This is a genomic window from Xanthomonas hydrangeae (assembly GCF_032697525.1).
GTDB lineage: Bacteria > Pseudomonadota > Gammaproteobacteria > Xanthomonadales > Xanthomonadaceae > Xanthomonas > Xanthomonas hydrangeae.
Genome location: NZ_CP103836.1, coordinates 2,726,694 through 2,740,062 on the forward strand (window position 1 = coordinate 2,726,694; position 13,369 = coordinate 2,740,062).

17 protein-coding genes are annotated in these 13,369 nt (G+C 62.9%); 2 read left to right on the plus strand and 15 right to left on the minus strand.

Going from position 1 to position 13,369, the window contains the following annotated elements:
* Positions 1-6 precede the first annotated feature (6 nt).
* The 15 genes from NYR97_RS11410 to NYR97_RS11480 form a co-directional block, all read right to left on the minus strand.
* Positions 7-1,212 carry a glycine-rich domain-containing protein gene (locus tag NYR97_RS11410; RefSeq protein WP_316693058.1) on the minus strand — a complete coding sequence of 402 codons (1,206 nt, stop codon included), beginning with the start codon at positions 1,210-1,212 and terminating at the stop codon, positions 7-9.
* 3 nt (positions 1,213-1,215) lie between these two features.
* Positions 1,216-1,764, minus strand: a complete 549-nt coding sequence (locus tag NYR97_RS11415) for a phage tail protein I (RefSeq protein WP_316693060.1) — start codon at positions 1,762-1,764, stop codon at positions 1,216-1,218.
* Complete coding sequence (locus NYR97_RS11420; protein WP_316693063.1) at positions 1,757-2,647, minus strand: baseplate assembly protein; 891 nt, start codon at positions 2,645-2,647, stop codon at positions 1,757-1,759. The genes NYR97_RS11415 and NYR97_RS11420 overlap by 8 nt, the downstream gene beginning before the upstream one ends.
* Before the next feature lie 152 nt (positions 2,648-2,799).
* On the minus strand, positions 2,800-4,095 hold the full coding sequence (locus NYR97_RS11425; protein ID WP_316693065.1) for a hypothetical protein: 1,296 nt from the start codon (positions 4,093-4,095) through the stop codon (positions 2,800-2,802).
* A 341-nt stretch (positions 4,096-4,436) separates the two neighbouring features.
* Positions 4,437-4,886, minus strand: a complete 450-nt coding sequence (locus tag NYR97_RS11430; RefSeq protein ID WP_316693066.1) for a phage virion morphogenesis protein — start codon at positions 4,884-4,886, stop codon at positions 4,437-4,439.
* A complete protein-coding gene (locus NYR97_RS11435) occupies positions 4,874-5,293 on the minus strand; it encodes a phage tail protein (RefSeq protein WP_316693068.1) in 420 nt (139 codons plus the stop codon). Before NYR97_RS11435 ends, NYR97_RS11430 begins: the two co-directional genes overlap by 13 nt.
* Positions 5,290-5,778, minus strand: a complete 489-nt coding sequence (locus tag NYR97_RS11440) for a hypothetical protein (RefSeq protein ID WP_316693070.1) — start codon at positions 5,776-5,778, stop codon at positions 5,290-5,292. Before NYR97_RS11440 ends, NYR97_RS11435 begins: the two co-directional genes overlap by 4 nt.
* Complete coding sequence (locus tag NYR97_RS11445; RefSeq protein WP_316693072.1) at positions 5,778-6,416, minus strand: glycoside hydrolase family 19 protein; 639 nt, start codon at positions 6,414-6,416, stop codon at positions 5,778-5,780. Before NYR97_RS11445 ends, NYR97_RS11440 begins: the two co-directional genes overlap by 1 nt.
* Entirely contained in the window at positions 6,416-6,691 is a 276-nt protein-coding gene (locus NYR97_RS11450; protein WP_005922189.1) for a phage holin family protein, read from the minus strand. The genes NYR97_RS11445 and NYR97_RS11450 overlap by 1 nt, the downstream gene beginning before the upstream one ends.
* Complete coding sequence (locus NYR97_RS11455; RefSeq protein WP_005917737.1) at positions 6,684-7,040, minus strand: phage holin family protein; 357 nt, start codon at positions 7,038-7,040, stop codon at positions 6,684-6,686. The genes NYR97_RS11450 and NYR97_RS11455 overlap by 8 nt, the downstream gene beginning before the upstream one ends.
* A 4-nt stretch (positions 7,041-7,044) precedes the next feature.
* A complete protein-coding gene (locus NYR97_RS11460; protein WP_005917735.1) occupies positions 7,045-7,254 on the minus strand; it encodes a tail protein X in 210 nt (69 codons plus the stop codon).
* Positions 7,254-7,721, minus strand: a complete 468-nt coding sequence (locus NYR97_RS11465; RefSeq protein WP_316693098.1) for a head completion/stabilization protein — start codon at positions 7,719-7,721, stop codon at positions 7,254-7,256. Before NYR97_RS11465 ends, NYR97_RS11460 begins: the two co-directional genes overlap by 1 nt.
* A gap of 98 nt (positions 7,722-7,819) precedes the next feature.
* Entirely contained in the window at positions 7,820-8,539 is a 720-nt protein-coding gene (gpM, locus tag NYR97_RS11470; protein ID WP_316693099.1) for a phage terminase small subunit, read from the minus strand.
* Positions 8,540-8,542: 3 nt separating this feature from the next.
* Positions 8,543-9,556, minus strand: coding sequence for a phage major capsid protein, P2 family (locus tag NYR97_RS11475; protein ID WP_316693101.1), 1,014 nt, complete (start codon positions 9,554-9,556; stop codon positions 8,543-8,545).
* 45 nt (positions 9,557-9,601) lie between these two features.
* Positions 9,602-10,444, minus strand: coding sequence for a GPO family capsid scaffolding protein (locus NYR97_RS11480; RefSeq protein WP_316693104.1), 843 nt, complete (start codon positions 10,442-10,444; stop codon positions 9,602-9,604).
* A 142-nt stretch (positions 10,445-10,586) separates the two neighbouring features.
* Between NYR97_RS11480 and NYR97_RS11485 the strand changes: the two genes are divergently transcribed.
* On the plus strand, positions 10,587-12,350 hold the full coding sequence (locus NYR97_RS11485; protein WP_316698185.1) for a terminase ATPase subunit family protein: 1,764 nt from the start codon (positions 10,587-10,589) through the stop codon (positions 12,348-12,350).
* The gene (locus NYR97_RS11490) at positions 12,350-13,363 is read left to right on the plus strand and encodes a phage portal protein (RefSeq protein WP_316693106.1); all 1,014 of its coding nucleotides are present in this window, start codon (positions 12,350-12,352) and stop codon (positions 13,361-13,363) included. The genes NYR97_RS11485 and NYR97_RS11490 overlap by 1 nt, the downstream gene beginning before the upstream one ends.
* Positions 13,364-13,369: the final 6 nt, after the last annotated feature.

Consider the following 13,369-nt stretch of genomic DNA (forward strand, 5'->3'; position numbering starts at 1 on the left):
GTCATCTCAGCACCACTCAATAAAAGCGAAGCCGGGGCACCCGGTGGCTCCATCCTTGCCGAACGTACTCACACCGGCACCGTTGGACACGCCGCCACCGCCACCGCCGCCAGCGCCAAAACCGAAGCCCTTGCGACTGGCTGACGTGGTGTCGCCTGCACTGCGACCCCCAGGCCCGCCACCGCCGAACGCACACGAGCCACCGGTGCCGGCGGGGCCATAGGGCGAAACCGCGGCGATAGATGCCGAGTCGCCGCCCGCCGGATAGCCATCTCCGCCAGCAGCGCCGCCGACCTGATTGGCGCCCGTCAGCCCGCCGCCGCCGCCCTGGCCTCCGGCCAGGGTGATGAGGTTGCCAATGACCGTTGCGCCCCCCGCACTACCAGCGGTTCCAGATGCACCGTCTGTCCTTGAGCCTGTCCCAGCCGATCCGCCGGCACCGATGACGATGGGATGGCTGACCCCAGGCGTGACCGCAAAACGCACGCGCTGGATCGACTGGCCTGCACCTCCGCCGCCACCGCCGGTCGCTGTGTAGACCCCCGTCCCATTGGACTTCTCGGCGCGCGTTCCGCCGCCGCCGCCGCCACCACCGCCGGCACAGCCGCTGACGTAGATCGCCGTTACTCCTGCCGGAACAACAAAGGTGCCGGACGCCTCAAAGCGCGCACAACCACTGCGACTATCGATCGCGGCTTTCAATGCGTCTGGTGTGACGGCACGTTGTGGGTCCACACCTGCAATCGCTTCTGCGCGCGTGGCAAGTTCGACAATGCCTTCCTTCTCGGTGGTCGCGGCCGGGTTGGTGAAGTTGGCATTGCCGAACGTCACCGAAGACACGGTGACCCCCGAAAACAGAATGTCGGCCGACATTAGCAGGTCCGAAGCGGCGGCCTTCTCCATGATCAGATCGGGCTGGGAGTAGCTACCCAGCAGCGTGCCATTTTCCAGATACAGTCCAAACCCGCGTACCTCGTAGGTAGCCCGGCTGGTGTCGTTGACGGTGACGTGGATGGTGGTGGACGACGTCGTGCCGCCCGAGATACTGGATAGCGCCAGGTGCTGACTTGGGACGCTCTTCAGGTCTTCCGTTGCAGTAAATGCTGCCGCAGTGAAGCCGATGCTGGCCACCTTGACAGTGTTGGTGCCATTCTTCTCGGCGTTGATCAGCGCCGCGCGACCAGCGGTGGTGAGGACCAATTGCAGTGCCATGGTTTACCCCTGCGCCGTCATCGACAGACGGCGGTAGTTGATGATGCGAATACCGGTGACCAGCGAGACGTTGCCGGTGGCTTGCAGCCCCTGCACAAACCCGAAGTGCGAGCGAACGGGTTTGGTGCGCTCAACCTCGGCGATGACCTCATCGACAAACCGAGCGCTCGCAGCCCGCCCGTCAGATCCATTGAGCGTGAGCGTCAGCTCGAAGGTGTGCGGCTGGCCCCGTGGCTGCTGCTGCCACCACTCGCGGATGGTCACCGCACCCCCGAACGAGGCCACCACCATGCGGACGCTGTTGGCGGTGCCCTTGCGACGCTGGATTGCCATGGCGCTACGCAGGCGCGAGCGCTTGACCGCATCGCTCCAGTCGGCCTTCCAATCATCGACCGATAGCGTCCACGCCAGCCACGGCAGATGGCCGGCCGGGCATGTGTCTGGGTTCCAGAGGTCCGGGTACGGCAGAGGGATCGCTTCCAGCCGCGAAGTAACAGCGGCAAGTGCACGCTCCATCGGCGTGGCGTTGGGCGGTAGCGGGGGGCTACTCATCGATGCCGGCGTGCACGATGTCGATCGATGTGCAATACGCAGCCTGCGTGCGGCTGATCCGGATGTCGGCTGCAGGCGAGTCCAGCTCAACACGCTGCACGCCATCGGCGAACAGCTTGGCCTTGATTGCTGACTCGGGCACGTCGCGACCGATGCGGTGTGCCTCGTCCAGATACGCCTGCAGGCTGCGCATCGCCTCGCGCATGACCACTGCCGAGTCGGGGCCAGCGTAGGTGTAGACGCGCCCACGAATGGCATACGGGACGATCTGGGCGCTTTGGACCGTGACACTGTCGGTCAGCGGGCGCACGTCATCGTTGGTGATGATCGCCGCGACCTCATCCAGTAATGCCTGGGGAGCCGTGCCATCGCCTGTGCGCGACTGCACCGTGACCAGCACTTGCCCGGGCGCTGGGCTGGTGGCGCTAGCATCTATTACATCAGCCGCCGCGCTAAGTGCGTGATAGATGTACGCGCCCTCGGGGCCGGCAACGCTGAAGCCCTCAGGCGCCAGCTGGATGCGGCGGCGAAAGTCCACGTCCGACTCAAGGATCGGTGCAACGCCGGTCTCTGTTTGGCCCTGATCGAGCACTAGTCGCGCAACACCGAACAGTGCACCTAAGTGATCGAGGTTGGTGCCGGTGGCAAAGGCCAGCATGGTCTGCTGTGCCTTGTCATTGGCGCGCTGGCGGATCAAAAGCTCGCGAGCTGCAAACAGCTGCAGGAGCTTGTAGACCGGATCCGATTCGGTGAGCGCGGAAAACTCCGGCATCAGCTGACGAAACTGGGAAAATGTGTCGGAAAGGATCTTTTCGAAGTCTAAGGCCTCGATTAGGTCCGGAGCATTGAGCTTAGAAAGATCGACAGCGGTGAAAGTAGCCATGGCGGCACCATTTTTGGGCCGCCTAAAGTTATTCTGTCAAGGGACGCTAGCAAACAAATCCCTCATGTAAATAGCACTTTTACAAAAAAATTTGACAATAAAACAAGCACCCCTCCCTAGGCGAGGGGTGCTTGTTTACTCATTTAAGTACATCAGGCGGGGGGCAGCTCTGGTGGGTTTGGATTGTCGATATGAATATAAGAGTTGTAAGTCCCATCAGATCGCCCACTCAATCCGTCAAGTGAGAAAGTAACAGGGGTTCCGCTAGGAGTATTAATAATAAATCCTTCTGGATGATCGTTCCACGGCGGATTGTTTAGGAATTCCTCGGCATCAATGGTGCCTGGGACACCGGCCTGCTCGTTATCACTCGTACGGGGGCAGCTGAAGCCCCAAGTAAATCCAGTTCCATCAGCTTGCCTTCCATGGGTGATTGCCATTTCGCAGCCACCCATATAAGTCTTTTCGTTCATGAATATAATTGGAACGTATGAGACTGAGGCAGTTAACGTTGTCCAATTTGTGCCTGGAATTGGTGGGCGACTACCAGCAGGGAGTGCTGCGGGAATATTATAAATTAGTGCATCCGAATCCGCGCCAGGGATCTTTGCATTTTGTAAAGCCCATCCAAGACTTTGCCAAACGGACCCTTGATCCCAGTTAAATACCTGGACCCTGATTGTGTACTGCCTATTTATGTAATTCCATAAGTACATAAGTCCAATGAAAACAATAGCAAAGCCAATCATGATGGCAAGGCCCCCAACAGCTGATGCGCTTACAGCAAAAGAAATCTCCTCGATACCAAATACTTCTGTCGCAACTGTTACCATCAAATTGGTAACGACAGACACTGCAAAACCTAATCCATAGGCAATTGCGCCGGAGATAGCCACACCTACAACTAGCGCCGCAGCTGCGGCTACCGCAAGCGTTGGTATGGTGATGTTGTATGTGTGAATCCCGGCAATCGAACCAGTTGCGGAATAAATCCCGATCTGAACTTCTGCCTGATATGTAGGATCATCACCCGTTGCTTGAATTTCCGTGACGCCCGAGGTGTAGGAAACGACGTACGAGCCATTACTTCCGGCCCAAGAGACATATAAGGTTGCGTTACTTCCGTCGGGAAGTGTAGTTGTAACAGGTGTCCAAGCACTTGACCCAAGTGTAGAAATATTAGTGTAAATTGGCTGAAGGTCATTTTGAGCGGTTGTCTGTAACGCACTTATTGTTGCAAAATCACTCTGTTGATAAGCGGACATCACGTCTGGAGTTGACTGTAATACTGGCGTGCCCGTCGCGGCGTAACTACCTTGGAAAGGTGTATCGCTCAAGTGTGCGCATGATGTGCGCGCCCTTGCTATGTGCTCCCCGATAGTTCCATCCAATTTGAAATCCTTCATGCTTTGCGGAAGGGTCTTATTGTTTCCAGTAGGAAGCGCCATTTAATATCCTTTATAAATGAGGGTCGTGAATCACGAAATCTCTACAGCCGAGGTAAACGCTAAAGACAACTGGAGATGCGAGTTGGCGAGCTGTCGACGAAAAATGCGGCTGACAAACTGTCGACGCTTACGGAATCTCTACTATGCCAGTTTTAAAAACCGTGACGTGACGTACAATTGTTGTCTCTTACAGAAGATATTTCATTAGTGGCGTCAAGACAGCCGGGCGCGACCATAAGATTGCGGTGAGTTATAAGCCAAGTGGTACCTTTGGGATTTTCTGTAGAGGTCGAGACGCTTGCCTCACTTTTGTTGTATTTATGTTTTTCTAATTTTACCTTTCACTTGCGTAAATGACTTAAGAGTTGTTGACGTACAAGTTCTTTGTCTTTTGCGGAAAGGCCCAGCAGCACGCGCTTCTCATAACGTGCCGTGGGTCCGCCTGGCCGTACCTGCTCAGCCAGCCCCTCTTGATGCACGCGCGCAATGCGCGACACGCGGCCCACAAATCCAACGCTTACAGCATTGGGGCTGGCGCTGACCTTGAAGTACTTAGCCTGCCGCAGCTTGGCAAACATCTTGGCGCGTTTGACCCGGTCGGACTTCTGCCGCAGCTGCGGCTTGCGCCGGGCGTACTGCGAACCGTCAGGCGCCTGCTGTTTACCGATGCGCTGGCTTTGCGAGCGCCGCAGTTCCGTCCCGATCCTGCGTGCCAGCGTGCGGCGTTCGCCCGGCTGCAGGCGCGCCAGTAATGGCGCGGCCCAGTTCTCCAGTGCAGTCAGCTCATCCATGAGGGATCGATCACCGGCTCAGGCGCATGCGTCATGTCATAGCCGCCACCATCCTTCGCGGTCACTACGACGCGTTCGGTCAGCGGCAACTTAATCGACAGGTCCACCGCGTCGTTGGCGAGGATGTCGGCCTCGAAGGCAATCTCGCCCCGGCGCGCCGGGTTGGACAGCAACTCGGATTGATTGACCTGCACCCATTCCAGCAGCGGCAGCATCACGCTGTCGGGATGGCCGGCATAGTCGGTCAGGATGAAATTGAGCGTGTACTGGTACTCGAACGACAGCCCGGGCTGGAACGTGCTGACCAGGCTGCCGGCGTCGATAAACACCAGCAGCCGGTCGGCATCACGTGCTAGGTCCGGCAGCGCGGCCACGAGATGCGCGCGCAGGCTGGCAGGTTTGATCACGGCGCCGGCTCCGGTGCGTGCAACTCGATCCAGTCCTGCAGCGAGGTCAGCTGCGTGGCGGTGGCGTGGCAGCTGGTGTAGTTGTCGGCGACGGTACCGGCGACGGCAGAGAGCGTAATGCCGGCGGCCGGCGCATCAGGATCTCCGGTGGGCGGCCCGGCAGGGTTGCCCGTGGCGGCGGCGTCGTGCATCCGCACAAAGCCAGCAGGGATAGCGCAAGCAGCGTCTGCTTTCTGGGTGACATAGATCGGGATCTCGCGTGTGATGGTGGCGCCGGCTTCGCGCACGATCTGCACGCGGTCGACGTACTGCGTCACGACGGTGGTGGAGCCTTTGGCGCTGTCGCGTTCCGCCTCGGCCCGGCGCTTGGCTTGCAGCGCGGCATCGCGGTCTGCCTGCGCGGCGCTGACGCGCCGCTCCTGCCACACGCAGCCACCGAAGAGCACCGCAATCAGCGCCAGCAGGATGATCAGGCGCGTGACCATCAGCTCACGCCCAGGATCTGCAGGGCGCGCTGCGTGCGCGTGACGCGATCGCTGTGGCCTTCGGGCAAGCGCTTGGTTCGCACGTTGCCCAAGTTGATCTTGCGGCCCAGGCCCAGCACATCGCCGTCATCGGCCAGGACGTTCAGGCCGTTGTCGTGCCAGTACGCCGCTGCACCCAGTGCGCTTGGCTCGATCTGCAGCAGCAGATCCGGCTGCTCTTCCACCGGCAAGCCGATCAGCTCACCGATACGGCGGTAGTTGCCCCGGAAGGTGTGCTGCATCGGGCCACGGCCCCGGTAGCGGTGACCGTCTCCGCTGGCGGCGTCGCCGTTGCCCAAGCGGTCGGCGTAGACGAAGTTGGCCAGGCCGATGGGATTGCGCAGGAACTTGGGCGCCTGGGCCGGTGTGATGCGTGCGCCGAAGACTTCCAGCAGCCGGGCGCTGGTGGTGTAGGTCAGCCCTTCTTCCATGCGCGACAGGCTCAGGCTTTCGTGGCCGACCTGACCGAGCCAGTGCGCGGCGCGCCGCTTGGTGATGATGCCAAAGCGGTTGGCAGCGGCAAGCAGTGGGCCGTGCCAGCGCTGTGCGCGTTGCGCGGAGCACTGCATGATCGAGGCGAGCTGGGTATCGGTGAACATCAATCGACCTTCAGGATGCGCGCCACATTGCCCTGGGCGCGGTAGGTGAGCACCGCCAGCACGATCAACGTGCCCAGGTGCCAGAGACTGACTTGCGAGCCGGCGCCGGCCAGCAGGATGTGCAGCGCCTGGCCGCCGGTGCTGGCGATCAGCAGCCACGCGCACCAGCCCGCGCCGCGTCGGTGACGCGCATCGACCGGGCGGTGGTAGGTAAGCAGGCGGACGCAGATGGCGAGCGAGGCCATCAACGTCAGGACGGTGACCAGGCTATGCACTGGGCGGACCTCCACGACGTAGGAAGGAAAAGTCGAAGGACTTGCTCTTTTCGATCAAGCCCAGCGTGACGGTGATGGCGCACGCTGCGCTGGCGAAGGCGGCCACACCGCTGGACTTGATCGGCAACCAGCGCAGGAGCTCCGGCGCCAGCTGGTAGCCGGCGATCACGCTCACCGGGAAATAGATCAACCGCGCCAGCAGCGGTTGCTTGGCGGCGGACACCACGAACAGCGCGCCGCCGGCGAAGGCGCCGATCAGGGCATCGCCGTCGATGCCAGGCAGCACGGAGGCAAGGCCCACACCGGTGGCGATCAAAAAGCCGCTCGATACGGAGGTGGGTTCGGTCATCAGATCAGTCCCATAGCTGCACAAGCGGCGTCATTGCCGCTGTGGTGGTGGTTACCTCGGGCAACTCCACTGGCGTGCCATGCGGCAGCACGGCGCCCAGTTCGGCCAGGCCGGGATTGAGGAGGTAGGTGCGCTCGACCAGGCCGGCCGTGCTGCCCAGGTGGCGCCAGCACAGCAGGTCGACGGTGTCGCCTTGCATGGCATGCACGCGCATCAGATGAGCTCCACCGTACTGCGCGGCAGGTTCTGCAGATCGCGCACCGCCCAGCGCTGGTCGCGGCGCAACTCGGTGATGCTGGGAGACAGGTCGTCTGCGCGCTGGTTGGCGCTGTCGGTGGCGTCGAAGCTGCGGTAGCGCTCTGCCACCTCGACGGCGGTGGCGCAAGCGACGGCGCGTAGGTACAGCTGCACGCGCCGCGAGATGCCATCGACGGCAGTGCTGGGCACATCGCTCAACGCCGCGTAGCCAGCCGCCTGGTGCATATCCGCCCAGGCCTGCAGCTCATCGTTGACCGTCAGCATGGCGGCGACGATCGCGTGGCGCAGCCGGGCGTCGGTGACTGTGCCATCAAGGCGCATGCTCGCCCGCACCCCGGCCGGTGCGATCGCTGGCCAGAACGGCGCATTGGCGATCGCATCAGGCGCGGTGCTGGTGGTGCCGGTGGCAGTGAATCCGCTCATGGATGGCTCGGAATAGATCGCCGGTGGTCGGGGCGTCACCGCAGCGATTGCGTGCTGTGGATCTGCCCCGAGCCGGCGAGGGTTGCGGGGACGCTCGGTTATGCGCTGGTGCCCGCAGGCTCAGCGCTGAACTTCTTCAGGAGGCGCTCGGCGCGCTCCAGATCCTTCTTGCCGCCGCAGCTGCCGTGCAGTGCGATGGCGCGCTGCAGGTCGGCCACAGCGGCGGCCACGATGGGTTGCGCCTGGTCGGCGGGCGTCTCATCGGTGATACCCGCCAGCGATGCGCGGGCGAGTGCCAGGTGCAACTTGGCGCGCACCTCATCGGGCATGTCCTGCTCGGCGGTCAGCGTGGCGGTGTGGGCCAGCACGGCCGCATCGAACGCCTGGCCGGTCTTCTGCGCTGACAACGCCGCCTCGGCGACTTCCTCGGCCAGCACGCAGCCCACCGTGCGAGAGAAGCGGTCGGGCATCTGCAAGCCGTGCTTGAGTACATAGGCGCCTAGCTCCAGCGCGCCGGCATAGTCGCCGGCATCGATGCGCCACACCATGCACGTCATGACGACCTCGTCCTGCGCGCCTTGGCCGCCGGCCAGCACGCCGGTCAAATACGGCACGTAGGTCGTCAGCAGCTGCGCCTTGAGCGCGGCCTTGCCCTGGGTGGACTGGATCTGCTTCAAGCGCAGGCGATCGCTTTGCAGCTGCGCCATGTGCTGCTCGTAGGCGGTTGCACCGGCCATCAGCTGGTGCGGGGCGCGTTGGGCGGCTTCCAGCTCGGCGAGCACGCGGCTGTGGTGGCGCTTGGCGGGACTGTCGGCCATGGCTTAGGCCTCGATCTCGATGTGCTCGACGACACAGCCCAGGCCGTAGTCTTCGACCACATAGGCATCGTTGGAGGACTCGTAGTTCTCGATGCGATCGCGCTCCGGCGCTTCCTTGATGTGACGGCGACGGCCGCCGGTCTGGTAGTAGATCGACAGGTTCGCCAGCGAGGTGACCATCAACGCGCCGTCCGGCAGGTACGGCACCTCGGCCACCTGCAGGCCGCCGACGCGGCGCTGGCTCAAGATCAGATCGGTGGCGATCTTCTCGCTGGCCGGCTGGTCCTTGTTGACCATCGGGAAGTACTTGTCGTGCATCAGGTCGCGGCCGAGCACCACCACCAGGCTCGGATCCTTGCGGTGCCACGGGTCCAGCAGGTTGCTCACCACGTCATACACCAACGCATCGAGGTTGCCGTAGTCGGCACTGGCGCCGCCGATAGCGACCTTCCCGGCCGCCTTGCCGCTTGCCAGCACGCGCTGGGCGGCGTTGGTGCGGTACTGCTGCAGCCAACCGACGTTGACGTCTTCCAGCAGCGGGAATGCGGCGCGGTCGGTATCGGCAGCGGCGTGCGTACCGTTGAAGCCGATCTGCAGACGGTCCAACGCCTGGCGCTTGACGATGGCATCGCGCAGGCGCGCCTGGAAGTCCGGGAACTTGGCCCAGGTATCGAGCAGCGCATACGGAATCGCGGTGTCGAAGTCGGTCTTCTTGGCGACGTACTCGTTCTTGTCGAGCGCGGCCATGTTGCGCGGGGTGCGGGTCTTGCCGGCGCCGGTATCGGTGCGGCTGGCAATGCTGCCGGTGACGCCGATGCCCACCTTCTGGCCGGACAACTCGTCCACCGGGATGATGTTGATCTTGGACAGGAACTCGCTCGACTCCTGCATGCGCGTTTCCAGCTTCTGCTGCACGGTCGGATCGACGGCGAACGAGTGGAAAGCGGAGTTGATGCCGTTGAGCTTGGCGATCTGCTCGGCGAACTGGTTGAACTGCAGGCGGGTGGCGTTTTGCATGGTGGCTCCGAAGGTGTGGCGCTGCGGCGTGTGTGTGGTGTGGGATCAGCAGTCGGTCAGCACGACCGCGCCGCCGCCGGTGACCACCGGGCGTGCGGGCTGTGCGGGGTCGGGCTGTTGCGACAGCGACTCGCGCAGCTGCGCCAGGTCGTTTGCCAGCTGCTCGTGTTTGCTCTTCTGCTCGGCGTGTTCGGCCTGCAGGCGGTTGAAGCGTTCGTCCTGGCCGCGCACGTGCTCGGCGATCTCTTCGACGCCCTGGCCCAGGTCTGCGAACTGCTCGGCGGTGATGCTGGTGGCGTCCTCGCTCTTGAGCGCGGTGCGGATCCGGCTGAGCAGATTGGCGACCGGGCCTTCGCTGACCTCGCTGAATTCCAGCGCCGTTTCCTCGGCGGCGGTGAACAGGTTGCCCGGTGACTGTTTGCGATCGGCCAGCGGATTGGCGTCGGGGTTTTGGCTGGCGAAGCTGAGCATGGAAGTGCCCAGGCTAGCCGGCGAGTCGGTCACGGCCAGGCCGACCAGATAGGCCTTGCCGGTGTCGGCGAACTTCTCCTGCACCTCGATGCTGGTGTAGAGCTTCTGCTTGGACTTGTTGATGGTGATCAGGTCGGCGGTCGGCTCGATCTGGGCGAACAGCGCCAGGCGCTTGGTGCCGTCGATCTCCACCTCTTCGGCCTTGACCGCAATGACATCGCCATACGCACGGAACGGCGAGTCCGGCAGCAGGCTGCGCATGTGCTCGATCCAGATGCGGGCGTTGTAGGTCTCACGGTTGTAGGTGGCGGCCATGTCGTCGATCCAGCTGCGCTGAATCGTGCGGCCATCGGTGGTGGCGCCTTCGACGGCCACGCGGAACCAGTTGGAACGGAACTTCTTGGCCTTGGCCGACATGGGTGTCCTCTGCGCTGGATGCGTTTGCGATGACCCATGGTCAAACGCGACGCACAGCGCAGCAACGTAATAACCGTGTAAATCAGGCGATTACGCGTCGTTCAACTGTCGGGATTAAGAGGTGGGCCGCACCCTGATCGGCATGCAAAGCGTTGCCACCCAGCTCCCGATGGATACCCGCAGACAGTCCAAGTTCCTGTACTGGATGGGATGGCGCGTGACCGAAATTGCGCAGGCCATCGGCGAGAACGAGAAGACTGTACACAGCTGGAAGTCGCGTGACGAGTGGGATCGCGCAGATAACGTCGAGCGCATCGGCGGCGCATTGGAAGCGCGCCTGGTCGTGCTGATCATGAAGCCGGAAAAATCCGGCGGCGACTTTAAGGAAATTGATCTGTTGCACCGGCAGCTGGAGCGCCAGGCGCGCATCCAGCGCTACCAGGGCGGCGGCAACGAAGCCGACTTGAATCCGGCGGTGGCCAACCGCAACGCCGCCCCGAAAAAGAAGCCCAAGCGCAACGACTTCACCGAGGAACAGATCGAGCAGCTGACCACGGCATTCGTCGACGGCTGCTTCGATTACCAACGCGACTGGTACCGGGCCAGCAATGAGCGCACCCGCATCATCCTCAAGTCGCGCCAGATCGGTGCAACGTTTTACTTCGCCCGCGAGGCGCTGATCGATGCGCTCACCACCGGGCGCAATCAGATCTTCCTCAGCGCCTCCAAGGCGCAAGCGCATCTGTTCCGTGGCTACATGCAGCAGTTCGTGCGCGAGACGATCGACGAGACGCTGTCGGGCGGCGATAGCATCGTGTTTCCTAACGGCGCCGAGCTGTTCTTCCTGGGCACCAATGCGCGCACCGCGCAGGGCTACCACGGCAACTTCTACTTCGACGAGTTCTTCTGGACCTACGGGTTCAACGAATTGAACAAGGTCGCCAGCGGCATGGCGATGCACAAGAAGTGGCGCAAGACCTACTTCAGCACGCCGTCCAGCATGGCGCATGAGGCCTACACGTTCTGGACCGGCGAGCGCCGCAACAAGGGCAAGCCGGCCGCGCAGCGGATCCAGATCGATATCTCGCATGACGCGCTGGCCGGCGGTCGCCGCTGCCAGGATCGCGCCTGGCGGCAGATCGTCAACATCCTCGACGCCCAGCGCCGTGGCTGCGACCTGTTCGACCTCGACGAGCTGCGCGAGGAATACAGTCCGGACGCCTTCGCCAACCTGTTGATGTGCGAGTTCGTCGACGACGGCGCCAGCATCTTCCCGCTGGCGATGCTGCAGCCGTGCATGGTCGACAGCTGGGTCGCGTGGGGCCAGGACTACAAACCGTTCGCCGCGCGCCCCTACGGCGATCGCGCGGTGTGGATCGGCTACGACCCGGCCGAGACCGGCGACACCGCCGGCCTGGTCGTGGTGGCGCCACCGCAGCTGCCCGGCGGCAAGTTCCGCTTGCTGGAGCGGATCCAGTTCAGGGGCATGGACTTTGCCAAGCAGGCCGCCGAGATCGAGCGCATCACGCGCCGGTACTGGGTGACCTATATCGGCATCGACACCACCGGCATGGGCAGCGGTGTGGCGCAGCTGGTAAAGCAGTTCTTCCCGAATCTGGTCACCTTCAGCTATTCGCCCGAGGTCAAGACGCGCCTGGTGCTCAAGGCGTTCGACGTGATCCACAACGGGCGGCTGGAGTTCGATGCTGGCTGGACCGACGTGGCGCAGTCGTTGATGGCGATCCGCAAGACCATGACGGCCGGCGGCCGGCAATCCACCTTCACCGCCGGCCGCTCGGAAGAGACCGGCCACGCGGACCTGGCGTGGGCACTGTTCCACGCGCTGCAGAACGAACCGCTGGAAGGGCGCACCGCGCGCAACTCCGGCTTCATGGAGATCTCTTGATGTTGACCGACCAGCTGCCCGCGACCGCGCCTGCAGCGCCCAAGCGTCCCGAGGCCTTCACCTTTGGCGACCCGACGCCGGTGCTCGATGGGCGCGGCGTGCTGGACTATCTGGAGTGCTGGCAAAGCGGGCGTTGGTACGAGCCGCCAGTGGCCCTGGATGGCCTGTCCAAGACCACGCGCAGCAATCCCTTCCTACAGTCCGGGCTGATCTTCAAGCGCAACATGCTGGCGCGCACCTTCAAGCCGCACCGGCTGCTGACGCGCGAGGCCTTCGAGCAGCTGTCACTGGACTGGATCACTCTGGGCAATGGCTACCTTGAGCGCCGCCGGAACCGCATGGGCGGTGCGCTGGCGCTGACTGCGCCGCTGTCCAAGTACATGCGGCGCGGTATCACCGAGGGCGAGTACTTCCAGGTGCGCACCTGGCACGACGAGCACGTGTTCGAGCCGGGCAGCGTGTTCCAGCTGCGCGAAGCCGATGTCGATCAGGAGCTCTACGGCCTGCCCGAGTGGATGCCGGCGATGCAGTCCGCGCTGCTCAACGAGTCGGCCACGCTGTTCCGTCGCAAGTACTACAACAACGGTTCGCATGCCGGTTTCATCCTGTACCTGACAGACCCGCAGCAGAGCCAGGAAGATGTCGATGCGCTGCGCAACGCCATGAAGGGCGCCAAGGGGCCGGGCAACTTCCGCAACCTGTTCCTGTACTCGCCAGGCGGTAACAAGGACGGGCTGAAGCTGATCCCGGTCAGCGAGGTAGCGGCCAAGGATGAGTTCAGCGGCATCAAGGGCATCACACGCGACGACATGCTGGCCGCGCTGCGCATCCCGCCGCAACTCATGGGGATCGTGCCGCAGAACGCTGGTGGCTTCGGCTCGATCCGTGAGGCCGCTGCCGTGTGGGCCGCCAACGAGCTGGAACCGCTGCAGGCGCGCATGCTGAAGATCAACGACTGGGTGGGCGATGAGGTGATCTCGTTCACCCCGTACGCGCCGCCAGCGACCGCGTAATCCTTT